Origin of the sequence: Inhella inkyongensis, assembly GCF_005952805.1 — a bacterium.
GTDB lineage: Bacteria > Pseudomonadota > Gammaproteobacteria > Burkholderiales > Burkholderiaceae_C > Inhella > Inhella inkyongensis.
On the sequence record NZ_CP040709.1, the window covers coordinates 3086088 to 3108871 of the forward strand.

Genomic DNA, 22784 nt, shown 5'->3' on the forward strand with positions numbered 1-22784 from the left:
TTTGATTGTGGAGCGTGAAAACTCAGTTCTGCGTGGCGCCGGCGGCTTGCTCGGCACGGGCCTGCTGCTGGGCCTCGAACATGGCCTGGAAGTTCACCTCCGTCAGCAACACCGGCGGGAAGCCAGCACGGGTGCACATGTCGGAGACGATGACGCGCAGATAGGGGTAGACCATCTGCGGGCAGACGATGCCCAGAATGCCGTCGAGCTGCTCTTGCGGCAGGTTGCGGATCTCAAAGATGCCGGCCTGCTTGGCCTCGATCAGGAACAACACCTTGTCGTTGACCTTGGTGGTCACGGTGGCGGTGACAGCGACCTCATAGATGCCTTCCTGCACCGGCTGTGCGGCCAGGGTCAGGTTGATGTCCACCGCGGGCTGACCTTGCTCCAGCAGGCTGGCCGGGGCATTGGGCTGCTCCAGCGACAGGTCCTTGAGGTACATGCGCTGGATGTTGAACACGGGTTGCAGATCTTCGTCGGCCATATCAACTTTCGGTGGGTGGGAGCGCCGCCAGGCTGGCGGCAAAGCGGGGGATTATCAGGGCGCCGCCAACAAGGGCAGCAGCCCACCCCTTTGATCGAGTGCGTACAGATCATCACAGCCACCCACATGGGTCTGGCCGATGAAGATCTGCGGCACGGTGCGGCGGCCGGTGGCGGCCATCATGGCATCGCGGGCGCTGGGGTCGAGATCGATGCGGATCTCTTCGATCTGTTCCACCCCGCGAGCCTTCAACAGCTGCTTGGCCCGCACGCAGTAAGGGCAGACCTGGGTGGTGTACATGCGGACGGCAGCCATCTCAGTGGCGCCCGGCCGTCCGAAGCCACTGAGCGCCCCCTTGGGGGGTGGCGAGCGAACGCGAGACTGGGGGCTGGTTCATCTTCAGGACTTTTCGATGGGCAGATTGGCTTCGCGCCAGGCGTTCAGTCCGCCAGCCAGCACCACGGCCTTCTCAAAACCCAGCTTCTGAAGCTGCTGCGCGGCACGCCCTGCGCGCGCGCCGGTCGGGCAGACCACGATCAAGGGGAGCGTCTTGTTGCTGGGCAAGGCTTTGGCGCCGGCCTCGATCTGCCCCAGGGGCAGATGGCGCGAGCCGGCAGCGTGGGCCGCCGCGTATTCGGCCGCTTCGGACACATCCAGCAGCACGCCCTTCTCGCGATTGATGAGACGCACCGCTTCAGCGGTGCTGACACCGGCACCCTTGCCGCTCAGGCTGGGCCACAACAGCATCAGGCCGGAGCCCAGCGCCATCAGCACCAGGTACCAGTTTTGAGACAGGAAATCGACCACGGGCGCGCCCCAAGACAAAAGGGCGCGATTCTAAAGGGGGCCACAAAGCCCCTTTCACGTTTGAGATCAGCGCAGTCGGAAGATGGCCACCGCCTGCTGCAAGCCCTGCGCCTGCTGCTCCAGGCTGCCGGCGGCGGCGGCCGCCTCTTCCACCAGAGCAGCGTTCTGCTGCGTCATCTGGTCGATCTGCGTGATGGCGTCATTGACCTGCCCGATGCCCTCGCTCTGCTCGCCAGAGGCCGCCGTGATCTCGCCAATGATGTCGGTGACTCTCTGCACGCTGGCCACGATCTCACCCATGGTCTTGCCGGCGTCTTCCACCAGGCGGCTGCCGGACTCGACCCGATCCACACTGGCGCCGATCAGGGCCTTGATCTCCTTGGCGGCCTCGGCAGAACGTCCGGCCAGGGAACGCACCTCGCCAGCCACCACCGCAAAGCCGCGCCCTTGCTCACCGGCCCGGGCCGCTTCCACCGCCGCGTTCAAGGCCAGGATGTTGGTTTGGAAGGCGATGCCATCGATGACGCCGATGATGTCGCTGATCTTCTTTGAACTGGTGTTGATCTCGTCCATGGTGCTGACCACCTGGGACACCACCGCGCCACCGCGCTGCGCCACCTCGGCGGCCGAACCCGCCATCTGGTTGGCCTGCCGTGCGGCATCGGCACTGTGGCGGACCGCCTCGGTCAGAGTGCGCATGGTGGAGGAGGTCTGCTCCAGCGAACCCGCCTGCTTCTCGGTGCGCACCGACAAGTCCTGATTGCCGATCGCAATCTCTTGCGAGGCGGTGGTGATCGAATCGGTGCCCGAGCGCACATTGGCCACGATGCTCTGCAAGCCATCGTTCATCTCGCGCACTGCCGCCAACAGACTATTGCCGGCTCCCGGGCTGACTTCGATGTCTTGCGACAGATCGCCCTGCGCCATGCGCTGCATTACATCGCGGGCGTATTCGGGCTCGCCGCCCAACTGACGCCACACCATGCCGATGACCAGCCAGCTGCCCACAAACAAGGCGGACACCACCACCAGGCCCAGCACCACGGTGACTGTCAGCCCCCGGCTTACGCCATCGCGTGAGCCACTCAATCCGGCGTCAAAACCTTCACGCGCCAGCTTGCGCGTCTTGGCCACGGTGTCCTGCAACACCTTGAGCTGATCCTGCATCGCCTTGACGGCGCTGTTGGCGTCACCTTGCTTGATGTCCAGCAGGATCTCGGCAGCTGTCACGGCCCGACCGAAGTAAGCCTCGAAATCCTGATTGAGCTTGGCAGTGGCTTCGGTATTGGCCGGCAGGGCCTTCAGTTCCACCAACAGCTTGCGCATCTCAGCCGCACGTTGGGTGGCTTCTTCCAAGCGCTTCTTCTCGCCCTCGGCCACAGCGCTTTGCACCAGCCCGGTCAAAGTTTCCAGGTGCGCATTGAATTGGGTGGCCCGGTCCATATAAGGGTAGTCCACGTCCCCAACCGATCGAATCTGCGAGGACGTACGTGCCGACATCAACACCAAGATGACGATGCCGACCGCAAAGAGCGCGGCGGCGCCGATTGGCAAGGTCCAGATGCGGGTTTTGACTTTCATGTCGACGCTCCTATGCGAAGGGCTTCCCTGTGTTGGACTTTAAGCGCGAGTGCGAACTTCTTTCCGCTCCCGGCCCCTCGGGATTTGCCCAGGGGCCTTTCTAGAATGCCGCCCTGCCCTAGCCCCCGTCCTTGACCATGCACAAACTCGTACTGTTGCGCCACGGCGAATCGACCTGGAATCTGGAAAACCGCTTCACCGGCTGGACCGATGTGCCGCTCACCGCCACCGGCGTGGCCCAGGCCCAGGCGGCGGGTCGCCTGCTGAAGGCCGAAGGCTTCGACTTCGATCTGGCCCACACCTCCTTGCTCAGCCGCGCCATCTGGACGCTGTGGCACTGCCTGGATGGCCTGGAACGCACCTGGCTGCCGATCCGCCACGACTGGCGCCTGAACGAGCGCCACTACGGCGCGCTGCAAGGCCTGAACAAGATCGACATGGCCAAGCAGTACGGCGACGAACAAGTGTTGGTGTGGCGCCGCTCCTACGACACCCCCCCTCCTCCACTATCGGCTGACGATGTGCGCTGTGAGCGCGGTGACCGCCGCTATGCCGGCATCGATGTGCCGCTGACCGAATGCCTGAAAGACACCGTGGCGCGCGTCATTCCCTACTGGGAGCAGGAAGTGGCCCCGCAGATCAAGGCGGGTCGCCGCGTGCTGATTGCCGCTCATGGCAACTCGCTGCGCGCCCTGGTCAAGCACCTGGACGGCATTGCAGACGACGAAATCGTCGGACTGAACATCCCCAACGGCATTCCGCTGGTCTATGAGCTGGACGCCGATCTCAAGCCGATCAAGCGCTACTACCTGGGCGACCAGGAAGCCATCGCTGCGGCGGCCGCCAAGGTCGCCAATCAGGGCAAGGCTTGAGCTTCAACATGGATTGGCCCCGGCGTACCGCGACCGGCCTGAGACTGGTGCTGGGCTTGCTCGTCATGGGGCCGGCCAGCGCGCAGATCTACCGCTGGACCGCCCCGGACGGCAGCACGGTGATGGGGGACAGACCCCCACCGGGGGTCAATGCCACCTTGGTCAGCGGCAAGAAGGAGGCCCAGGCCGCGCCCGTGGACGCCGCCAAGGCCCGCGAGCAGCAGCTCCAGCGCCAGGACGATTGGCAGGCCACGATTCGGCGCCGCTCGGAAGCCGCATCGACGGCAGCACCGAGCGCACGCAGCGGCCCCGCGCCCCGGCCACAAGGCACGCCCACGGCCCCGCAAGGGGATTGCGCCCGCTACCGCGAGTTGCTGGACCTGGCGCGCAACGGCCAGCTCAAGGGTTGTCAGGGCAGCCGCTGCTGGAAGGCCGAATCGGGCGAGGTCGAGATGCTGGAACGCGAAGGCCGCGAGGCTTGCGCGCGGCGCTGACTCAGGCCGAATCGTTCAAGGCACGCTGAATCATTCCGCGCGCCGCATCGGACAGGGCGCGGCGCTCCAGGCCCTGCGTATCCACCACCGGCAGGATCTTCAGTTCCGCCTGCAGCCCACTCGCGCTGGCGATCTGCCACAGCGACCGCAGCAGGTGCATCTCGCCCACATAGGCCGGGGCCTGGGCAAAGCGTTCTACGGCCGTGAAGTAGCGCAGCGCCAAGGGCTGCAGCGGCGCGTCCACGCTCACGGCCGCCTGCAGCAGATTGGCATGAAAGGGCAGCAACTCCGGCCCGGTGCCCGTGGTGCCCTCGGGGAACACCGCCACGGTGTCACCGGCGCGCAAGGCCTCGGCGCAGTGGTGCACCACTCGCAAGGCATCGCGTTTTCGCTCGCGCTCAATGAAAAGGGTGCCGGCCGCCGCCACCATCCAGCCGATCAGCGGCCAATGCCGCACATCAGCCTTGGACACAAAGCGCGCCTGCGGCAGCACCGCCTGCACGCAGGCGATGTCCAACCAGCTCACATGGTTGACGACCAGAAAGCTCGCTGGCGCCACCACCCTCTCACCCACCACGGTGAGGCGCAGACCGAGGCAGCGCAGCAGGCCCCGGCTCCAGTGCTGGATATGCCATTGCCGACCCAAGGCGTCGCGGCGCGGAAACACCAGGGCCAGCATGGCCACGCCCGCAAAGACATGGATGACGACACGCAGCAGGCGCCAGGCGCCCATCAAGGCCCTCATCGTTGGCCTCAGGCGCCAGCGCCGCCGAACACTCGCCGGCCGGCCACCCAAGTGCCCACCACTTGGCCCGGCATCTCCATGCCGCAGCGCTCGAACGCGAAGGGGCTGTGCTTGGCGCGGCTGCGCAAACGCTCCGGCGTGACGGACCAGCGCGCGCCCGCATCGAAGAGGCACAGATCGGCCGGCGCACCTTCTTGCAGTCGTCCGGCCTGCCGCCCCAAAACGAGCGCCGCACGCCCCGTCACCGGCCCCAGCGCATGCCCCAGGCTCAATCCGCTCTGCGCACCCCAGTGCAGCGCCAGGCTGAGCAAGAGTTCCAGCGCCGTCCCGCCCGCTTGCGCCTCGGCAAAGGGCAAGGCCTTGCCATCCGCGTCCACCGGCACGTGGTCAGATACCAGCGCATCGATCGTGCCATCGGCCAGCGCGGCGCGCAGCGCATCGCGGTCGCGCTGCTGGCGCAGCGGCGGCTCCAGCCGGGCCGTGGTGTCAAAGAAGCCGATGTCCTGGTCGATCAGGTGCAGGGAATGCACCGACACATCGGCCGTCACCGGCAGCCCCTCGGCCTTGGCCGCGCGCAGCAGGGCCACGCCCTGGTGGGTGGAAAGGCGCTGCACATGCACCGCGGCACCCGTGGCGCGCATCAATTCGAACAGGGTGTGCAGGGCAATGCTCTCGGCCATCGCTGGCACGCCGGCCAACCCTAAGCGCGTGGCCAAGGGGCCGCTGGCGGCCACGCCGCCGCCCAGGAAACTGTCCTGCGGGCGCAACCAGACCTTGTGGCCGAAGCTGGCCGCGTACTGCAGCGCCCGCCACAGCACCGCCGTGTTGCGCACCGGCTTCTCAGCCTGCGACAGGCCCACACAGCCGGCCTGGGTCAGCGCCCCCATTTCGGCCAGGGCCTCGCCAGCCAGGCTGCGGGTCAGCGCCCCCAGCGGCAACACCCGCGCCAGCGCCGCGCGCTCGGTGCGGTGCATCAGCATTTCCACCAACCCGGGCTCGTCCAGCACCGGGTCGGTATCGGGCGGACACACCAGGGTGGTGACGCCACCGGCCACCGCGGCCTGAAGTTCGGATTCGATGCCGCCTTCCAGCGCCGAGCCCGGCGCGCGCAATCGTGCATGCAGGTCCACCAGGCCAGGGATGAGGACCGCGCCCCCGGCGGCCACGCGCTGCTCGGGCGAAAAACCATCGGGTGCCGTCCCTACGCCCACGATGCGGCCGTCCATCACGGCCAGATCACCCACACGGTCCAGGCCGCTGGCCGGATCAATCAGGCGTGCGCCTTCAATCAAGAGCTTCATTGCTTAGGCCTCATTTCCAGCCAGGATGGCCATCACTGCCATGCGCACCGCAATGCCAAAACTGACCTGCGGCAGGATCACCGAATGCGGCCCATCGGCCACCGTCGAGTCGATCTCCACCCCGCGATTGATGGGCCCGGGATGCATGACGATGACGTCCGGCTTGGCCAGGCGCAGCCGCTCCTCGGTCAGCCCATAGTGCTGGAAGTACTCGCCCGAGCTCGGCAGCAGGGCCCCGCTCATGCGCTCGTTTTGGAGGCGGAGCATGATGACGACGTCGCAGCCGCGAATGCCTTCGTCCATGTCGTGACAGACGCGCACGCCCATTTCGCGCAAGTCGCCGGGCACCAGGGTCTTGGGGCCGACGGCACGGATGTCGGGCACGCCCAGGGTGGAGAGCGCATGGATGTCCGAACGCGCCACACGCGAGTGCACGATGTCGCCCACGATGGCCACCGAAAGCTGCGAGAAGTCGCGCTTGTAGTGACGGATCGTGTACATGTCCAGCAAGCCCTGCGTCGGGTGCGAGTGCCGGCCATCCCCCGCATTCACCACGTGGACATGGGGCGCGCAGTGCTGCGCAATCAAGTAAGGCGCGCCGCTCTCGCTGTGGCGCACCACGAACATGTCGGCATGCATGGCCGAGAGGTTGGCCACGGTGTCCAGCAGGGTCTCGCCCTTGGCCGTCGACGAGCGCGCGATGTCCAGATTGAGCACATCGGCCGAGAGGCGCTTGGCCGCGATCTCAAAGGTGGTGCGGGTGCGGGTGCTGTTCTCGAAGAACAGATTGAAGACCGACTTGCCGCGCAGCAGCGGCACCTTCTTAACCTCGCGGTCGCTGACCGAGACAAAGGTCGAGGCGGTGTCCAGGATGTGCTCCAGCACCGCCTTGGGCAGGCCCTCGATCGAGAGCAGATGATTCAGCTCGCCATGCTTGTTGAGCTGGGGGTGTCGTTTGCTGAGCATCAGGCGCTCTCCACGTCCAGAACCAAGGTGTCACCGTCCTTCTTCAAATGCAGACGCTGTGCCGCCGGCAGGCTGATGCGCGCGGCCGCCAGCTCGGCGTGCACGGGCAGCTCGCGCCCCTTGCGGTCCACCAGCACCGCCAAGGCCACGCGCGCCGGGCGGCCGTAGTCGAACAATTCGTTCAGCACCGCGCGCGTGGTGCGTCCGGTCCAGAGCACGTCGTCGATCAGCAGGATGGGGCTGCCGTCGATGGATTCACGCAATTGCGTGGCGCCCGTGCCGCTGCTCAGGCCCCGGGCGTTGAAATCGTCGCGGTGCAGGCGGCTGCTGATCAAGCCCGGCGCGCCCGCGCGGCCCAGATCGCGCTGAAAGCGCTCGGCCAGCCAGGCGCCGCCGCTCCAGATGCCGACCAGTTGGGCACCCACCCAGTCCGGCTGAGTCAGGAAGGCGCGCACCTGCGTCAGCAAGTCGGCATAAAGGGTTTCGGCATCCAGGGCCAAGGCGCTCATGGTTGAGGCTCCCGCATGTATTGCTCCAGGATCAGGGCCGCCGCAGCGGCATCGACATCCGTTGCGCCCAGGCTCTCGGCCTCGACGCTGGTGTAGCGCTCGTCCACCTCGTGGACGGGCTTGTGAAAACGGCCTCGAAGGGAGGCCGCGAATTTGAGGGCCGCCGCCGTCATGGCGTGCGGTGTGCCGTCGGGGTGGCGAGGGATACCGACCACCAAGGCGTCGGGCTGCCATTCACGCAGCAGGGCCTCGATGGGCGCAAACACCGCCTTGCCCTGCGCCTGCAGGGTCGTCAAGGGCGTGGCGGTGCCCGTCAGCGCATTGCCGCTGGCCACGCCCACGCGCCGCAGGCCGTAATCAAAGCCCAGCAGGGTCTCAGCGCGGCTCGGGTTCACTGGGCTGCCCTCCGCGCAAAGCGCTTCGGGATTCGCACTTGGGAACGGCCCGGCGTGTTCACTGGTTTGCCCTCCGCGCAAAGCGCTTCGGGATTCGCACTTGGGAACGGCCCGGCGTGCTCATGCGTGCCCAGCCTCTTGGCTGAGCATGCGCGGATCGATCCCCAGCAGCGACAGGGCCTTGGCATAGCGCTGCTCGACCGGGGTGTCGAAGATCAACTCAGGTTGCGCATCCACGGTGAGCCAGCCGTTGCGGCCGATCTCTTCCTCCAACTGCCCGGCCGACCAGCCCGAATAGCCCAGGGTGACGAGCAGCTTGCGCGGCCCGGCGCCATGGCTCAGGGCCTCCAGCACGTCACGACTGGTGGTCATCTCTAGCCCGCCGGGGATGGCCAGGGTGGCGTTGTAGTGGCCGCCCTCGGCGTCCAGGCGCTCGTGCAGCACAAAGCCGCGCTCGGTCTGCACCGGCCCGCCAAAGAACACCGGCATACCGCGCAAGTCCTCGCGCGTCAGGTTCAGCTCGACCTTCTCAAGCAGCCCATCCAGGGTCAGCTCGATGGGCTTGTTGATCACCAGCCCCAAGGCGCCTTGGTCGTTGTGCTCGCACAAATAGACCACGGCGCCAGAAAACGTGTCGTCGGCCATGCCCGGCATGGCGATAAGAAATTGATTGGTGAGATCCATCGGGGCCTGTGCGCGTTGGCGCGCATTGTAGATTTGCCCCTCCCGAGGCTCAGGGCAGATGGCGGCGCAGCAGCGTCTCCAGCTCCTTGGCGGCCGCCATCCGCGCCAGCCCGGCATTGATGCGATCCAGCCACTGCGGATGCTGGCGCGAGATCAACATATGGAACGGTCCGCCCGGCAGTTCGGGCACCCGCCCCCAGCCCAGGTCGGGGTCGGCCAGCAGATCACTACCAGTGACCCGGGTGCCCGCCACGATCTCGTACTTCTCCAACCAGAGATCACAACGCCCCGCGTGCAACTTGACGATCACCCGCTGCGGCTCACTGGCCCCGGCATCCATCTGCGCCGGCGGGATACCGTAGGCGCTGTAGTTGTAGCCATGGATGCCGCAGACCCGGTAGTTCGCCAGATCAGCCAGGCGCTCGACCTTCAGCCCCTGCGGTCGCTGGCGTTTGGAGTAGAAGAAGGCATGCGTGGTGCTGTAGTAGGCCCGGCTGAGCAGGAAGCGCTGCTCACGCTCCGGGCTCGGGGAGGCGTTCAGCGCCATCACATACATCACGCCACGCTCCACCTCCAACTGGCAGCGCGCCCAGGGCAACAAGTCCACCTGCGCCGCATAGCCCAAGGGCTCCAGGATGCGGTTCAGCACCTCCACCGAATAGCCCACCACCGCACGCGTCGGCCGTCCCTCGGCATCGCGCTGGTAATAGGTGTAGGGCGGCCACTCGGCGCCGTCGTCACAGACCTTGAGGACCTGCAAGGGATCGGCCGCGACCGCCGTGCGCAGCGGCAGCACGAACAACACCGAGCTGATCAACGCCCCCACGACAAGGGGTGGCAGGAATGAAGGGCGATCCATGCCCCCCATTGTGCGGGCCGCAGAATCGGCGCCCTTGCTCCCCATCAATGCCATGAGCTCACCCGCCCCCACCCTCGTCTGGCTGCGCCGCGACCTGCGCCTGCACGACCACGCCGCCCTGGAGCTGGCCTGCCGCGACGGGGCGCCGGTGCTGCTGGCCTTTGTGTTCGACACCGACATCCTTGACGCCCTGCCGCGTCAGGACCGCCGCGTCGAGTTGATCCTGGAGGCCCTACTGGATCTGGAGGCGCAGCTGCGCGAGCGCCACCCCGGGCTGGGCCTGATCGTGCGCAGCGGCCGCGCCCGTGAGCAGATCCCAGAGCTGCTGCAGCGGTGCGGCGCCCAACGCCTGGTGTTCGCCCATGACGACGACCCCTTTGCGCTGGCGCGCGACCAGGCCGTGCGCGCCGCCCTGCCCGCCACGGTGCGCGTCGACTCGGTGCGGGACGTCACCGTTTTTGAGCGCCGCGAGCTGCTGACCGGCCAAGGCCGGCCCTACACCGTCTTCACGCCTTACAAAAAGGCTTGGCTGCGCACCGTGGACGCAGCCCGGGTTTCAGAGCGCCGGCCTCAACTGGAGCACCTGGCGCCCAGCGCCCTGGCCCAAGGCCTGCCCAGCCTGTCCGAACTGGGCTTCGAAGCCACCGACCTGCACCCGCGCTTTCGCGGCGGAGCCACCCAAGCCCAAGCCCTATGGGCCGAGTTCCGCGAGCAGCGACTGGCCGCCTACGCCGACACGCGCGACTTCCCCGCCCGCAAGGGCCCCAGCTATTTGAGCCCGGCCCTGCGCTTCGGGCTGGTCTCGGTGCGGGAGCTGGCGCGAGAGGCCCTCGGCCGCCCTGCCGACGAAGGCGCCGCCACCTGGCTGTCCGAGCTGATCTGGCGCGACTTCTATCACCAGGTGCTGCATCACCACCCCGGAGTGGTCAATGGGCCACTCAAACCCGAGTACGCCGCGATTGCCTGGGAGGAAGGCGCCGAGGCCGACACCTGGTTTGAGGCCTGGTGTGCAGGGCAAACCGGCTTTCCGCTGGTGGACGCCGCCATGCGCCAGCTGGCCCAAACGGGCTATATGCACAACCGCCTGCGCATGGTGACGGCCAGCTTTCTGTGCAAGACACTCGGCATCGACTGGCGGCGCGGCGAGGCCTGGTTTGCGCAGAAGCTGCTGGACTTTGAGCTCGCCAGCAACAGCGGCGGCTGGCAATGGGCCGCCAGCTGCGGCTGCGATGCCCAGCCCTGGTTCCGCATCTTCAACCCCGTCACACAGAGCGAAAAGTTCGACCCCAAGGGCCTTTTCATCCGCCGCTATGTACCGGAGTTGGCGCCCCTGAGCGATGCCGCCCTGCACGCCCCCTGGGAGGCTGCGCCGCTGGAACTGGGCGGCGTGGTGCTGGGCCGGGACTACCCGGCGCCGCTGATCCTGCACGCCGAGGGGCGCGCAAGGACCTTGGCGCGCTATGGCGCGGTGCGAGGGCTGTCGAAGGACTGAATCCGCTTGCCGTTATGGTGCGCGCCATGACGACCGCACTGGACACCCTGCTGCAGCCTCTGGACGCGCAGCGCCCGCGTGCCGAGAGCCAGCTGGCCTTGATCGCCCTGGTGGCCTGGCTGCGGCCCGGAGCGGCCGAGGGCCTGGACGCTGCAGCGGCGCGCGCCGACTACCTGCTGCAGCGCTTGCAAGGCGACGCCGGTCTGCGCGCCCAGATCCAGGCTTACTTTGCCGCGCTGTGGGCACGCGTCGACAGCGCCAGCCTGCTGGCCGAGTACGGCATCGCGCAGCGCTATTCACTGCTGCGCGAGCTGCGCCGCCGCGTGGCGCTGCGCTGGTTGCCCGCCAGCGCCGACACCGATCAACTCGGCGCCCTGTTCGACCTGGCCTTCGTGGCCGGCGACCAAGGCTGGATCGCGGCCCTGCCGGCGTCGACCCAACAAGGCCTGCTCGCATTGCTGGCTCCGCCCCGGGCCGCCGCACAGGACGCCCTGCGCCTGCTGGCCACCCAGATCAGCGCCACCGCGCAGGATGCCGAACTGCGCCGCCGCCTGGCCGCACCTTGGCGCCAACACCCTCCCCTGCGCAACCTGCCCGAACAATGCGCCCAGCTGTTGACCGCCTTGCAGGCCGGGGACACCACAGCGGCGCTACAGCAAGCCGCCCTGCTGCGCGCCAGCCTGGACCCAGCACGCGAGGCGCTGGCCAGCGTCTGGCCAGAACTGGAGAGCCAAGGCGTCTCCATCGAGCTGGTGTTCAACATCGAGCAGTTGGAGGCGCGCCTGCAGCGCTTCGAAGAGCTGTTGGCTGTGAGTCTGCAAGGCCCCGGCGCCGGGAGCGCCCTGCTGCATCGCCTGCTGGAATGTGGCGCCGAGCAGCGCGGCATTCGGCCGCTGCTGGCGCGCCACTCGGCCCTGCTGGCGCGCCTGATTGCCGAACGCCACGCTGAGACCGGTGAGCACTACATCAGCCGCGACCGCGGCGAGTACTGGGAGATGTTGCGCCGCGCCGCGGGCGGCGGGCTGGTGATTGCCGGAACCACCTTCATCAAGTTCGCCATCGGGGCGCTGGCACTCAGTGCCTTCTGGAGCGGCTTTTGGGCCGGCGCCAATTACGCCGCCAGCTTTGTGCTGGTGATGCTGCTGCACTGGACGGTCGCCACCAAACAGCCCGCCATGACGGCGCCGGCCCTGGCCGACAGCCTGGGGCAACTGGGGCCCAGCGGCAACGAGGCCCAGCGCCAGCAGGCCTTGAGCGCCTTCGTCGACAAAGTGGCGGCGCTGATCCGCACCCAGATGGCCGGCATCCTGGGCAATGTGGCGCTGTGCGCGCCGGTGGTGCTGGCCGCACAGGGACTCAGCCAACTTCTGTTTGGCGCCCCGCTGGTGGGCGAGGCACCGGCCCACTATGCGCTGCACAGCCTGCAGCTCTGGGGGCCCAGCCTGCTGTTTGCGGCCTTCACCGGGGTGCTGCTGTTTGCCAGTTCCTTGATTGCCGGCTGGGCCGAGAACGCCTTTGTGCTGCATCGCATGGACAGCGCCTTGGAGTGGAACCCACGCCTGCGACGGGTGCTGGGGCCCGAGCGCTGCGCGCGTTGGGCGGCCTGGTGGCGCAGCCATGTGTCGGGGGTGGTGGCCAATGTGTCGCTGGGCTTCTTGCTGGGCCTCACGCCGGCGCTGGCCGGCTTTGTGGGCCTGGGGCTGGAGGTGCGCCACGTCACCCTGGCCACGGGCCAACTGGCTGCCGCCCTGGGTGCTTTGGGGTTGCCCCTGCTGCACACGACCGAGTTCTGGCTGGCGCTGCTGTGCATTGCCGGCATCGGCCTCCTGAACGTCGGCGTGAGCTTTGCGCTGGCCTTCCATGTGGCGCTGCGCTCGCGAGGCATTCGACTCAGGGACAGACGCGAACTGATGCAGGCATTGCGGCAACGAGTACGCGCGGCGCCGTTGAGTTTCCTCTGCCCACCCAGGGCTTAGCGCGTAGCGACAGACCGCCGCCATCCCGCCATTTCAATAGCCCGTGCTGACTTCACGGGGGCGCCAGCAGGATCTCCTTGGCAGGCCCGAGCTCTGAGGCGATCAACGCTTCCCAGGCTCGGCTGCGGCGTGTTCGGGAGACCGCTTCATTCAGCGCCTGCAAACTTCCGGCTAGGCGAGGTGGCACCAACAGCCCCAATTCGAAGCGTCCCAAAGGCGGGACGTCATGCACCAGGCGGTTGATCCAACTCGGGTTGTCCAGCAGCCAGGCTCGGTAGGTCAGCTCGGTGACGACCACCGCATCTGCGTGCCCGCGAACCAGCATGGCCATCGCATTCACCTCGCTTTCAGGCTCTGTGCGCTGAATGTCCCCGGCTGCGATGGCCTGATTCACGCCCGGCACCAGATAGCCGCGTGGCAGCGCCAAGCGAATCCCGCGCAACGACTTCGGGCCTGCGAATGAGATCGGCCGGGAACGCAACGAAATCAGCAAATCAGCATCTTCCAGCAAGGCGTTGGTCCAGGCATTGGCCGCCCGAACCTCAGGGCTGAACCAAAGCGGACTGACACCAATGACCGCACCATCCAACTGCCCCGCCTCTAACAGCAGATCCAATCGCTTGCGGGGCAAGTAGCTCAGCTCCAGCTTCCACTGAGGCAAATGCTCTTGCAGGAGCGCGACCAAGGCCGGATACAGACCCCGTCGTCCTGCCTTGTCCAGCAAGAAGGGTGGTTTGAGGTGGTAGGCATAAATCCGCAGGATCGGCCTGGATGCAGGGGCAGGATCGGGCTGCGCCAGAGCGACGCCCCCAGCCCAGGCTGCCAACAGGCAGATTCGTCGGCGCCAAGCCCGGGCACTTTCCTGCTTCTGTGGATGACTGGTCATGGTGGGTCCCTCTGCAGCCCCCAATTCCACGTCAGTCTCAAGGCGAAGGCCCCCCTGATTCACCCGAATAGGCCGCTGCGGCCACCGCGATGGTCTTGACAGCGGCTTGAGACTGTCTCCAACCGGCGCTGGCACTGTGGCTCCCGCCCCATACCGGAGCGGGACCGCCAGTCGATGCGGAATCCAACTCGGTGGGTGACGCGGGCTGCCGCTCAAGAAGCGGCACTGGCATGCGCCTGCGCCTAGGATGGGGCCATTGTTTTGACAGGAAGCCTGCTCATGCGCCATCTGCCGATGCAAGCCAGCGCGATCAACGACTGCCTGGATCAGTGGTTGCTCGAAACACCCGCGATGGGTGTACTGGCCCTGGTGGCGGAACCAGACCGTGCCCACATACCCAGCCTGCAGGCCGCCTGTGGTACCCGCGGCGTGACATTGGCGGGCGCGGTGTTCCCAGCCCTCATCGTAGGTACGGGTTTCACCCAACACGGTGTGGTGTTGCTGCGTCTGCCCGAAGCCATGCCCCAGGCCCTGGTCGGCGAACTGGACGGCCCGGATGCCGACACACGACTCTTGAATGCGGCCCGGGAACTGGCAACGACCAGCGACCACCTGCTGCTGTTCTTCGATGGCCTGCTACCTCGTATTGCCAGCCAGGTGGAGATGCTGCAGACCCAACTACCGGGTGCCATTGACCTGGCCGGAGCCAATGCGGGCAGCGAGACCTTTGCACCTACCCCCTGCCTGTTCGACGCGCACCAACTCATCGACCGCGGCGCCCTGTTCCTGGCCCTTCCGCCTGGCCAACATGCAGCACTGGAGCATGGCTTCAGCGAACCGGAGCGCGCCATCGGCGGCAGTGTGAGCGAGGGCAATCGCATTGCCCGCATCAATGCGGCACCGGCCATCGATGCCTATCGTGATCTTGCGCTGAGCCAATACGGCGTGGAGTTGGACCGCGAGAGCTTCTATCGCTACGGCGTGCACTACCCCTTCGGCGTCATTCGCGGTGGTGATTCGCTGACGGTGCGCATCCCGGTCGAGGTGGACCTCGATGGTGCGCTGCATTGCATCGGCGAGATCCCACTGGACGCCGGCATCTTGCTGCTGCGCGCGCCCGCAGCCAATGAGGGCGATTGCATGGGGCATCTGGCCCGCAAGCTGGAAATGGGAAACGGTGCCTGGCAGCGTCGCCCACTGCTGACCTTTTACTGCGCGGGCCGGCGCATGCATCTCGGCCCCGGAGCCGAGCAGGAACTCGAGATCCTGCAGAACCGGATACAGGCCGAGATCCAACTCGGCGCCCTGTCACTGGGCGAGATCGGTGCGATCCGCCCCAGCGACCGCGCCCAGTTCCACAACGCCACCCTGGTCTGTCTGCCCTGGCCCCAAGCGGCTCCCTAGCCCGGCCCCACCCAGCGCGCCAACAGCTCTTGGTGGCGCTGCCGCCAGGGACTCAGTTGGCTCAGGTCGCCATCGCCCAGCACGCCCTGCAAGAAGCCCGCCACCAACTCCTTGGTGGCTTGTTTGATGCGCGGGTTGGCGACCACGCCGCCGGTGTTGGCACGGTCGGTGAACACCGAGTGCGAGCCGCCTTCGAACACCGCCAGGCTCTTGAGCGGGCTGCCGATGGCCTCGAACAATGCGATGCGTTCATGCGCGCCGCTGCGATAGCCGGGGATCACGATGTCGTCCGCGGTGGCGGTGATGTGCAGGCTGGGCAGGCGCACCGCCGCCAGGGCGCGCTCGGGCTCGGGCACACCATGCAAGGGCGGGCTGGAGATCAGCACCGCCGCGCGGATGCGCGGGTCGGCCAGAGCCAGTTCATCGGCCTGCGGCACGGCCGCGCCGGCCAGCAGCAGGCTGGTGTTGGCACCATAGGAATGACCAGCCACGGCGATGCGGCCTGCATCCAGGGCCAGCGACGGCTGCGCCAACACGCGGTCGAGCGCAAAGCGCAGATCGCGCACGCGGTTCAAGGCCTCGGAGGGCGCGGCGGCCGCCTGCAGCCGGCCAATTAGTCCGAAAGGACTGCCGGCACCCCAGAGTGCGCGGTCACTGCCCACATGCTGCACATGCAGGCTGGCAAAGCCCTGGGCCGCGAGGTGCTGCCCAAGGTAGGAATAGCCACGCCGCGAACCGCCGATGCCGTGCGAGAACAGCACCAGGGGCAGCGGGCCCTGCACTTCACGGGGCCGATAGATCCGTACCGGCACCGCGCGCTCGCGGGCTTCGTCCTGCCACTCCCATTCCTCATGCAGCCAGGGCGGCGGCGGCGCGGCGTCATCACCGCGCGCGCACAGCGTGGCGGCGGCGCCGCTGAGGAGGAAGAGGCGGCGCTTCATCTCAGGACTCCACGACCGCAGGCTTGCGCCAACGCCGCATTTGCTTCATCGACCACGCGACGCCGTCATCCACCCAGGTGTAGACCACCGGCACCACCAGCAGGCTCAGGAAGGTCGAGGTGATCAGCCCGCCGATCACCACGATGGCCATCGGTGCGCGGAACGAGGGGTCGGTGCCAAAGCCCAGTGCGATGGGCAGCATGCCCGCGCCCATGGCCAACGTGGTCATCACGATGGGTCGGGCGCGCTTGTGGCAGGCATCCAGCAGGGCGTCGAGCTGACTCAAGCCGCGCTCGTCGCGCGCCTTGATCGCGTACTCGATCAGCAGGATGGAGTTCTTGGTGGCAATGCCCATCAGCATGATCATGCCGATCATGGCCGGCATGGACAGATCGGTCTGCGTCACGAACAGGGCCAGGATGGCGCCGGGGATGGACAACACCAGGGCCACCAGGATGGTGGCCGGCTGCACCCAGGCATGGAAGAGCAGCACCAGCACGATGTAGATGCAGGCCACCCCCGTGCCCATGGCCAAGAGGAAGCTGGACATCAGCTCGCCAAAGGCCTCGGCATCACCGGTCACGGTCTTCTGGATGCCCGAGGGCAGGTTTTTCAGTGCCGGCAACTGATCGGCCTCAGCCGCCACCTCGCCCAGCGCGCGGCCATTGAGCTCGATCTCAAAGTTCACATTGCGTGCACGGTCGAAGCGGTCGATCTGCGCCGGCCCAGCAGTGAGCTCTAGATCGGCCACTTGCTGCAGGGGCACCGGGCCTTTGCTACCCGGCACCGTGAGTTGCTTGATGAGCGCCAGATCGGCCCGCGCGCCGTCCGGCAGCTTGACCACCACCGGCACCTGGCGCTCGGCCAGGTTGAGCTTGGGCAGCAACTGGTCATAGTCCCCGGCGGTGGCGATGCGCAGGGTGTCGGCCAGGGCAGCCGTGCTCACCCCCAGATCGGCCGCGCGCGCGAAGTCAGGCCGCAACACCAACTCGGGGCGCTGCAGGCTGGAACTGCTCGTCACCTGCCCGATGCCCTTCAAGGTCCGCAGCTGCTGCTCCACCTGGGTGGCGTGCGCCAGCAGCGCATCGCCGTCGTCGCCCGAAAGCACCAGGATGTACTTCTCGGCCGAGCCCCCAAAGCCCACATTGATGCGAGCACCGGTCAAGTCGCCCAGGCGCTCGCGCAGGTCCTTCTCGATCATCTGCTTGGTCACGCCGGGGCGCTCCTGGCGCTTGGTCAGATTGATCGTCAGCGTGGCGCGGCGCACCTCGGGCGTGCCGCTGCCCTGGAAGGGGTCGGAGCCAGCCGCGCCGCCACCAATGGCCGTGTAGACCAGTTTCACATGCGGGTTCTTGACCACACGCTCACGCGCGGCCTCGGCCAACTCCACGGTTTGCTCGATGCGGCTGCCCGGCTCCAGCTGCAGATAGACCTGGGTCTGTGACAGATCGTCGGGCGGGATGAAGGCGCCGGGAATCGCCCCCATGAAGAGCGGTGCGCAACTGGCCACGCTAAAGGCCACCACACCGGCCAAGGTCTTACCCCGATGCTGCAAACACCATTTGGCCCAACGCATATAGGTCGGCATCCAGAAGGGTTCCGGGTGCTCCTTCTTGGGCCTTTGCAACATGTAAGCTGCCATCATGGGCGTGAGCATGCGCGCCACGACCAACGAGAAAAACACCGCCAACGCCGCCGTCCAGCCGAACTGCACGAAGAATTTGCCCGGCACCCCGCTCATGAAGGCCGTGGGCAAGAAGACCGCAATCAGGGTGAAGGTGGTGGCGATCACCGCCATGCCAATCTCGTCGGCCGCCTCCATCGCCGCCTGAAAGGGCGTCTTGCCCATCTGCAGGTGGCGCATGATGTTCTCAATCTCGACGATGGCGTCATCCACCAAGATGCCGATCACCAGCGAGAGCGAGAGCAGGGTCACGATGTTGATCGTGAAGCCCATCCAGTGCATGAAAAGGAAGGTCGGGATGGCCGATAGCGGCAGCGCCACCGCGCTGACGAAGGTGGCGCGACCATCGCGCAGAAAGAGCCAGACCACCAGCACGGCCAACACCGCGCCTTCGATCAACAGACTCATCGAACCCTCGTAGTTCTCCACCACCGGATCAACGAAATTGAAGGCCTCGACCAGTTGCAGATCCGAGTTGGCCGTTTTGATCTCTTCGAGCGCGGCGCGCACGCCATGCATCACATCGACTTCGCCGGCACCGCGCGCGCGGGTGATCTCAAAAGCCACCACCGATTTGCCGTTCAGATGCGCGGCCGAACGGCGCTCGGCCACACCGTCCTGCACCTTGGCAATCTGGTCCAGACGCACATGGCGGCCATCCATCAGCGGGATGTCCAGAGCCGCCAACTCCTGCGCCGTCTGCACCGTGGCCAGCGCACGCAGCGATTGCTCGATGCCGCCGATGGTCGAACGCCCCGCGGGCGCCTCTTGCTGCACGTTCTTGAGCTGGCGCGAGACCTCAGCCGCACTCACCCCCAGGGCCAACATGCGGTCCGGGTCGAGCTGCACCTGCACCTCGCGCTTCACACCGCCCACCCGGCCCACGCCGCCCACGCCGCGCACGGCCAGGAGCTTCTTGGTGACCTCGTTGTCGATGAACCAGGAGATCGCCTCCTCATCCCGACGCTCCGAGGCCAGCGTGTAGACCAAGACCGGCGAGCCCGCCAGGTCCATCTTGCTGATGACCGGATCGCGCAGCTCGGCCGGCAAGTCGGAGCGCACGCGGGCCACCGCATCGCGCACATCGTCCATCGCCTCTTGTGTGGGCTTCTCCAGCCGGAACTCGGCCGCCACCGTGGCCACGCCGTCGTAGACCTTGGTGTAGGTGTGCTTCAGCCCCTGGATGGACGCGACCGAGTTCTCGATCTTGCGCGCCACCTCGGTTTCCATTTGCGCCGGCGCTGCGCCTGGCAGGCTGGCCGTGACGATGACGGTGGGCAGGTCGATGTCGGGGAAGTTCTGGATCTTCATCGCCTTGAACGCCAGCAGACCGGCCACGGTCAGCATGATGAAGAGCAGGATGGACGGCACCGGCCGCCGGATGGACCATGAAGAGACGTTCAACATTTACTTGACCACCTTGATAAGGTCGCCATCGGCCAGGAAACCCAGGCCCTGAGCCACCACAGCCTCGCCGGCCTGCAGCCCACTCTTGATCTCCACCGCATCACCCTGGCGCCGGCCCAGCTCCACCTTGTGCTGGCGCGCGCGCTGGTCCTTGTCCACCTTGAACACATAGGCAAAGCCGTTGCGCAGCAGCACGGCGGCTTGCGGCAGGGCCGTCACCGAGCCGGTCTGCAGCTGGAACTCGCCGCGCGCGAACATGCCAGCGCGCGCAGTGCCCGGGTTGAGCAGATCGACATAGACCAGACCGTTGCGCGTTTGCGCATCCACCTTGGGTGCCACCACGCGCACCCGACCTTCCAGCGCCCCCCCACCCGCCGGGGTGATGCGCACGCTCTGGCCGGCTCGCAAGGCCGCCAGGTCGGGAGCCGGCACCTCGGCGCGCCATTCCAGACGGCCTTGGCGGATCAAACGGAACAACTCTTGGCCGGGCTGCGCCACGGCGCCCAGTACCGCCTCGCGGGTCGCGATCACGCCGTCATCGGGCGCCAGCACCTGGGCTTGGGCCAGGCGCAGCTCAGCGCTGCGCGCCTGCGCCTTCAGCGCTGCCACCCGGGCCTGCGCGGCGGCGGCTGCAGCGGCGGCTTGGTCGAGCTGCTGCGGCGACACCGCATCGCTGCCGGCCAGGCTCTTGGTGCGATCGGCCTGGGCCTGCGCATCGCGCGCCGCCACCTCGCCTTCTTGCAATGCGGCGCGCTGGGCGGCCAGTTCGGCTTCCAGCGTGGCCGTGCCAAGCTGAGCCAGCAGCTGGCCCTTCTTGACGCGGTCACCCACCTGAGCTTCGACACGGGCCAGGCGCAGGCCGCCGGTCTCGCTGGCCACCACCACCTCTTGCCAAGCAGCCAAGGTGCCGGTGGCGGCCAGGGTCAGGGGCCAGCTCTGGGTCTGAGCCGACACCAGGCGCACATTCAGAGCCGGTTTGGCGGCGGCGGCAGGAGGGTTGGCACCCGCTTTGGCGTCCTGTGCCTGGGCCAGGGGTGTCAGCAAGACCGGCAACATCAGCAAGGCCAGGGACAGAGAAGTTTTCTGCATCGTCATATCGAGGGCTCTCAGGAAGCGTTGTCCGGGGTCCAGCCGCCACCCAGGCGGCGGTAGAGAGAAATCCAGGCCTGGCTGCGCGCCAGCGCCAACTCATAAGCACCGCGCTGCGCGGCCAGGAACTGCCGCGCGGACTGGGCGCGCTCCGACGCACTGATCAGGCCGGCGCGTTCGCGCTGCGAGGCCACGGCGTCCAGGCGCTGCCACTGGGCAATGCCGGTCATCACCGCCTCGGCCTGCTTTTGGGCGCGCTGCACACCGAGCAGGGCGTCCTCGACCTCGGCCAACGCGCTGCGCCAGGCTTGCTCCAGCGCCGCACGCGCCTCTTGTTCACGAGCCTGGGCGCCATCGACCTGGGCGCGGCGCAGGCCGCCATCGAACAAGGGCAGGCTGAGCGTGGGGGCCAGGGACCAGACCTGACCCTGGAGCGTATTGCCCTCCATCCGCAGCCGGGCTTCGCCCAACAGAGCGCCCCAGCTGAGCTGCGGATAGCGCTGCGCCTCGGCACTGTGCAGTTCCATCACGCTGGCCACCCAGAGTTGATGGGCACTGCTCAGATCAGGCCGCTGCGCAAGGGCCTGGGCTGGCACGCCGGGCACCGGCAGCGGCGGGGCCTGCACCAAGCGGGCCGGCCCCAGCCGCTCGCCCAGGGCGGCCGCGTCGTCATCGGCCACCAGCAGGGCCAGGGTCTGCAGCCACTGGCCGCGAGCGCTGTGCTGGGCGGCGGCGCCCACCTGCGCATCGGCCCGGGCCACCGTCAATTCGGCGGCTTGGGCCGCGCTCAGGCTGCCGGCCTTGGCGGCCGCCAGGGCGGCGCGCTCGATGCGCTCGGCCGCTTGCAGATCCTGGCTGGCGATGTCGGCGGCCAACTGCGCATGGCGATAGCTCAGATAGGCCAGGGCCACCTCGGCGCCCAAACTCACGCGAGCCTCATGCCACTGCGACTGGCTGGCCGCAGCGCGGGCGGCGGCGGCGGCCGTCTGCCCCCTCTGGGCGCCGAAAAGGTCCCACTCCCAACTCGCCAGGCCCTGGGCACTCAGGGTGGTGCTGGGCTGCAAGGTGGGCAGGGTCTGCGCGCGCTGCGCCCCCGCCTGCAGCATCAGCTGCGGCTGCTGGGCCGCGCCCGTCATCTGCGCTTGAGCCCGGGCCTGCGCAAGCCGCGCACGGGCCTGGGCCAACAGCGGGCTGCGTGCCTGCGCCTGGGCCTGCAGCTCCAGCAACTGGGCGTCGTTGAACTGGCGCCACCAGTCCACCAGGCTGGCGGTCTGGCCGGCATGCGGAAGTTCGGCTTGCGGTAGCTCAGACTGCCACATTGCGGGCAAATTGGGGCGCGGCGGCGGCGCCGGTGGCGTGAGTGCGCAGGCCGTGAGGCCCAGGCTGAGGATCAAGGGCAGTAGTCGCATCAGGTCTTGCTTCCTGGGGCTGTGGATTTGCGGCGCGGCTTGGCTGGGGGCTTGGCACGGCGCTGGCGTTCAAACTCGACCAGCACTTCGGCCCAATCGAGCAGGCGGGTGCGGATGCGGTCGAGCGCGTCGGGGTCGCTCAGATAGTTCGGCGTGAGGAGCTTCATGAAGGCGCGCGACATGCAGTAGTCCTGCGCCATTGCCACCAGGCCATAGCCGAGTTGCAGCACCACCTCATCGTCCGCCTGGGTGCCGATGTGGCGCGCGAGCAATGCCGAGAGCGCACGCTTGTTGGGGCCGATGTAGTCCACCACCGTTTGGGCATAGACCGGGCTGGGCTGCGTCATCTCGCGCAAGTGCAGGCGAATTTCCTGGCTGCTGACCAAGTCCCCCAGAAACCCCTCAAAAAAGAGTGAGAGCCCTTCGCGGAGCGACAGGTGTTCGGCGTCGAAGCCAAGCTTCACCCGCGTCACAGCGTCCAGCGGAGCAGACAACACCGCCCGGTAAAGGCCATCCTTGTCACCGAAGTGGTAATGGATGGCCCCTGCGTTCAGCCCCGCCGCGGTGCAAATCTCACGTGTCGAGGTCTCGGCAAAGCCTTGCTCGGCAAACAGCGTGGCCGCCGCCGCCAATAGACGTTGGCGGGCCTCGCCTTCGGACTTCTGGGCCGGGCGACCACGCCGCTTAGGCGCGCTGTCAACACCCGTGCGGGTGTTGGAAACGGGTTCAGGCTTTGCTCGCATCGGCGGGCATGCTAGCAAAACAATCAAGCGCTTGCTTGATTAAATCCCTACATTGC

Annotated in this window: 22 protein-coding genes; 5 read left to right on the forward strand and 17 right to left on the reverse strand. The window is 67.2% G+C overall.

The features are described 5' to 3' along the window. Nucleotides 1–22 precede the first annotated feature (22 nt). The 4 genes from secB to FF090_RS19760 form a co-directional block, all read right to left on the reverse strand. Complete coding sequence (secB, locus tag FF090_RS14605; RefSeq protein WP_138857416.1) at nt 23–484, reverse strand: protein-export chaperone SecB; 462 nt, start codon at nt 482–484, stop codon at nt 23–25. 54 nt (nt 485–538) lie between these two features. Beyond that, complete coding sequence (grxC, locus tag FF090_RS14610; protein ID WP_138857417.1) at nt 539–799, reverse strand: glutaredoxin 3; 261 nt, start codon at nt 797–799, stop codon at nt 539–541. Nucleotides 800–883: 84 nt separating this feature from the next. Then, nucleotides 884–1252: a rhodanese-like domain-containing protein gene (locus FF090_RS14615; protein WP_138858407.1), complete on the reverse strand. Its 369-nt coding sequence runs from the start codon at nt 1250–1252 to the stop codon at nt 884–886. A 105-nt stretch (nt 1253–1357) separates the two neighbouring features. Beyond that, entirely contained in the window at nt 1358–2872 is a 1515-nt protein-coding gene (locus FF090_RS19760; protein WP_138857418.1) for a methyl-accepting chemotaxis protein, read from the reverse strand. Between the two features lie 137 nt (nt 2873–3009). On the opposite strand from FF090_RS19760, the gene gpmA reads away from it, so the two are divergent. Next, complete coding sequence (gene gpmA / locus FF090_RS14625) at nt 3010–3744, forward strand: 2,3-diphosphoglycerate-dependent phosphoglycerate mutase (RefSeq protein WP_138857419.1); 735 nt, start codon at nt 3010–3012, stop codon at nt 3742–3744. An 8-nt stretch (nt 3745–3752) separates the two neighbouring features. Next, nucleotides 3753–4238, forward strand: a complete 486-nt coding sequence (locus tag FF090_RS14630) for a DUF4124 domain-containing protein (RefSeq protein ID WP_138857420.1) — start codon at nt 3753–3755, stop codon at nt 4236–4238. Between the two features lies 1 nt (nt 4239). Here FF090_RS14630 and FF090_RS14635 read toward each other — a convergent pair whose 3' ends face one another. From FF090_RS14635 to FF090_RS14665, 7 genes are all read right to left on the reverse strand, one after another. Beyond that, on the reverse strand, nt 4240–4983 hold the full coding sequence (locus tag FF090_RS14635) for a lysophospholipid acyltransferase family protein (protein WP_138857421.1): 744 nt from the start codon (nt 4981–4983) through the stop codon (nt 4240–4242). An 8-nt stretch (nt 4984–4991) separates the two neighbouring features. Next, entirely contained in the window at nt 4992–6284 is a 1293-nt protein-coding gene (locus FF090_RS14640; RefSeq protein WP_138857422.1) for a dihydroorotase, read from the reverse strand. Nucleotides 6285–6287: 3 nt separating this feature from the next. After that, complete coding sequence (locus tag FF090_RS14645) at nt 6288–7250, reverse strand: aspartate carbamoyltransferase catalytic subunit (RefSeq protein WP_138857423.1); 963 nt, start codon at nt 7248–7250, stop codon at nt 6288–6290. After that, complete coding sequence (gene pyrR / locus FF090_RS14650) at nt 7250–7759, reverse strand: bifunctional pyr operon transcriptional regulator/uracil phosphoribosyltransferase PyrR (RefSeq protein ID WP_138857424.1); 510 nt, start codon at nt 7757–7759, stop codon at nt 7250–7252. The genes FF090_RS14645 and pyrR overlap by 1 nt, the downstream gene beginning before the upstream one ends. Beyond that, nucleotides 7756–8154, reverse strand: coding sequence for a Holliday junction resolvase RuvX (gene ruvX / locus FF090_RS14655; RefSeq protein WP_138857425.1), 399 nt, complete (start codon nt 8152–8154; stop codon nt 7756–7758). Before ruvX ends, pyrR begins: the two co-directional genes overlap by 4 nt. Before the next feature lie 120 nt (nt 8155–8274). After that, nucleotides 8275–8838: a YqgE/AlgH family protein gene (locus FF090_RS14660; RefSeq protein WP_138857426.1), complete on the reverse strand. Its 564-nt coding sequence runs from the start codon at nt 8836–8838 to the stop codon at nt 8275–8277. Nucleotides 8839–8887: 49 nt separating this feature from the next. Continuing rightward, a complete protein-coding gene (locus tag FF090_RS14665; RefSeq protein ID WP_175423674.1) occupies nt 8888–9697 on the reverse strand; it encodes a substrate-binding periplasmic protein in 810 nt (269 codons plus the stop codon). Nucleotides 9698–9749: 52 nt separating this feature from the next. Between FF090_RS14665 and FF090_RS14670 the strand changes: the two genes are divergently transcribed. Together FF090_RS14670 and FF090_RS14675 are read left to right on the forward strand one after the other, a co-directional pair. After that, a complete protein-coding gene (locus FF090_RS14670) occupies nt 9750–11189 on the forward strand; it encodes a cryptochrome/photolyase family protein (RefSeq protein WP_138857428.1) in 1440 nt (479 codons plus the stop codon). 26 nt (nt 11190–11215) lie between these two features. Continuing rightward, nucleotides 11216–13165: a transporter-like protein gene (locus FF090_RS14675; protein ID WP_175423675.1), complete on the forward strand. Its 1950-nt coding sequence runs from the start codon at nt 11216–11218 to the stop codon at nt 13163–13165. A 52-nt stretch (nt 13166–13217) separates the two neighbouring features. On the opposite strand, the gene FF090_RS14680 is transcribed toward FF090_RS14675, so the two are convergent. Then, nucleotides 13218–14051, reverse strand: coding sequence for a substrate-binding periplasmic protein (locus FF090_RS14680; protein WP_138857430.1), 834 nt, complete (start codon nt 14049–14051; stop codon nt 13218–13220). Nucleotides 14052–14330: 279 nt separating this feature from the next. On the opposite strand from FF090_RS14680, the gene FF090_RS14685 reads away from it, so the two are divergent. Then, complete coding sequence (locus tag FF090_RS14685) at nt 14331–15455, forward strand: FIST signal transduction protein (RefSeq protein WP_138857431.1); 1125 nt, start codon at nt 14331–14333, stop codon at nt 15453–15455. Here FF090_RS14685 and FF090_RS14690 read toward each other — a convergent pair. Genes FF090_RS14690 through FF090_RS14710 form a run of 5 tightly spaced genes read right to left on the reverse strand, consistent with a single transcriptional unit; the run spans nt 15452 to nt 22728 of the window. Further along, entirely contained in the window at nt 15452–16396 is a 945-nt protein-coding gene (locus FF090_RS14690; protein ID WP_138857432.1) for an alpha/beta hydrolase family protein, read from the reverse strand. The genes FF090_RS14685 and FF090_RS14690 overlap by 4 nt on opposite strands. Nucleotide 16397: 1 nt before the next feature. Continuing rightward, nucleotides 16398–19487, reverse strand: a complete 3090-nt coding sequence (locus FF090_RS14695; protein ID WP_217502991.1) for an efflux RND transporter permease subunit — start codon at nt 19485–19487, stop codon at nt 16398–16400. Beyond that, nucleotides 19488–20582 (reverse strand): efflux RND transporter periplasmic adaptor subunit, encoded by a 1095-nt coding sequence (locus FF090_RS14700; protein WP_246071433.1) that lies wholly within the window; start codon nt 20580–20582, stop codon nt 19488–19490. Between the two features lie 11 nt (nt 20583–20593). Continuing rightward, nucleotides 20594–21985 (reverse strand): efflux transporter outer membrane subunit, encoded by a 1392-nt coding sequence (locus FF090_RS14705; protein ID WP_138857433.1) that lies wholly within the window; start codon nt 21983–21985, stop codon nt 20594–20596. Continuing rightward, on the reverse strand, nt 21985–22728 hold the full coding sequence (locus tag FF090_RS14710) for a TetR/AcrR family transcriptional regulator (protein ID WP_138857434.1): 744 nt from the start codon (nt 22726–22728) through the stop codon (nt 21985–21987). Before FF090_RS14710 ends, FF090_RS14705 begins: the two co-directional genes overlap by 1 nt. Between the last annotated feature and the right edge of the window lie 56 nt (nt 22729–22784).

Excerpts from the sequence above, each read along its gene's own strand:
- secB (WP_138857416.1), bottom strand. The coding sequence starts at position 484 with ATGGCCGACGAAGATCTGCAACCCGTGTTCAACATCCAGCGCATGTAC.
- grxC (WP_138857417.1), bottom strand. The coding sequence starts at position 799 with ATGGCTGCCGTCCGCATGTACACCACCCAGGTCTGCCCTTACTGCGTG.
- FF090_RS14615 (WP_138858407.1), bottom strand. The coding sequence starts at position 1,252 with ATGGCGCTGGGCTCCGGCCTGATGCTGTTGTGGCCCAGCCTGAGCGGC.
- FF090_RS19760 (WP_138857418.1), bottom strand. The coding sequence starts at position 2,872 with ATGAAAGTCAAAACCCGCATCTGGACCTTGCCAATCGGCGCCGCCGCG.
- gpmA (WP_138857419.1), top strand. The coding sequence starts at position 3,010 with ATGCACAAACTCGTACTGTTGCGCCACGGCGAATCGACCTGGAATCTG.
- FF090_RS14630 (WP_138857420.1), top strand. The coding sequence starts at position 3,753 with ATGGATTGGCCCCGGCGTACCGCGACCGGCCTGAGACTGGTGCTGGGC.
- FF090_RS14635 (WP_138857421.1), bottom strand. The coding sequence starts at position 4,983 with ATGAGGGCCTTGATGGGCGCCTGGCGCCTGCTGCGTGTCGTCATCCAT.
- FF090_RS14640 (WP_138857422.1), bottom strand. The coding sequence starts at position 6,284 with ATGAAGCTCTTGATTGAAGGCGCACGCCTGATTGATCCGGCCAGCGGC.
- FF090_RS14645 (WP_138857423.1), bottom strand. The coding sequence starts at position 7,250 with ATGCTCAGCAAACGACACCCCCAGCTCAACAAGCATGGCGAGCTGAAT.
- pyrR (WP_138857424.1), bottom strand. The coding sequence starts at position 7,759 with ATGAGCGCCTTGGCCCTGGATGCCGAAACCCTTTATGCCGACTTGCTG.
- FF090_RS14660 (WP_138857426.1), bottom strand. The coding sequence starts at position 8,838 with ATGGATCTCACCAATCAATTTCTTATCGCCATGCCGGGCATGGCCGAC.
- FF090_RS14665 (WP_175423674.1), bottom strand. The coding sequence starts at position 9,697 with ATGGATCGCCCTTCATTCCTGCCACCCCTTGTCGTGGGGGCGTTGATC.
- FF090_RS14670 (WP_138857428.1), top strand. The coding sequence starts at position 9,750 with ATGAGCTCACCCGCCCCCACCCTCGTCTGGCTGCGCCGCGACCTGCGC.
- FF090_RS14675 (WP_175423675.1), top strand. The coding sequence starts at position 11,216 with ATGACGACCGCACTGGACACCCTGCTGCAGCCTCTGGACGCGCAGCGC.
- FF090_RS14680 (WP_138857430.1), bottom strand. The coding sequence starts at position 14,051 with ATGACCAGTCATCCACAGAAGCAGGAAAGTGCCCGGGCTTGGCGCCGA.
- FF090_RS14685 (WP_138857431.1), top strand. The coding sequence starts at position 14,331 with ATGCGCCATCTGCCGATGCAAGCCAGCGCGATCAACGACTGCCTGGAT.
- FF090_RS14690 (WP_138857432.1), bottom strand. The coding sequence starts at position 16,396 with ATGAAGCGCCGCCTCTTCCTCCTCAGCGGCGCCGCCGCCACGCTGTGC.
- FF090_RS14695 (WP_217502991.1), bottom strand. The coding sequence starts at position 19,487 with ATGTTGAACGTCTCTTCATGGTCCATCCGGCGGCCGGTGCCGTCCATC.
- FF090_RS14700 (WP_246071433.1), bottom strand. The coding sequence starts at position 20,582 with ATGACGATGCAGAAAACTTCTCTGTCCCTGGCCTTGCTGATGTTGCCG.
- FF090_RS14705 (WP_138857433.1), bottom strand. The coding sequence starts at position 21,985 with ATGCGACTACTGCCCTTGATCCTCAGCCTGGGCCTCACGGCCTGCGCA.
- FF090_RS14710 (WP_138857434.1), bottom strand. The coding sequence starts at position 22,728 with ATGCGAGCAAAGCCTGAACCCGTTTCCAACACCCGCACGGGTGTTGAC.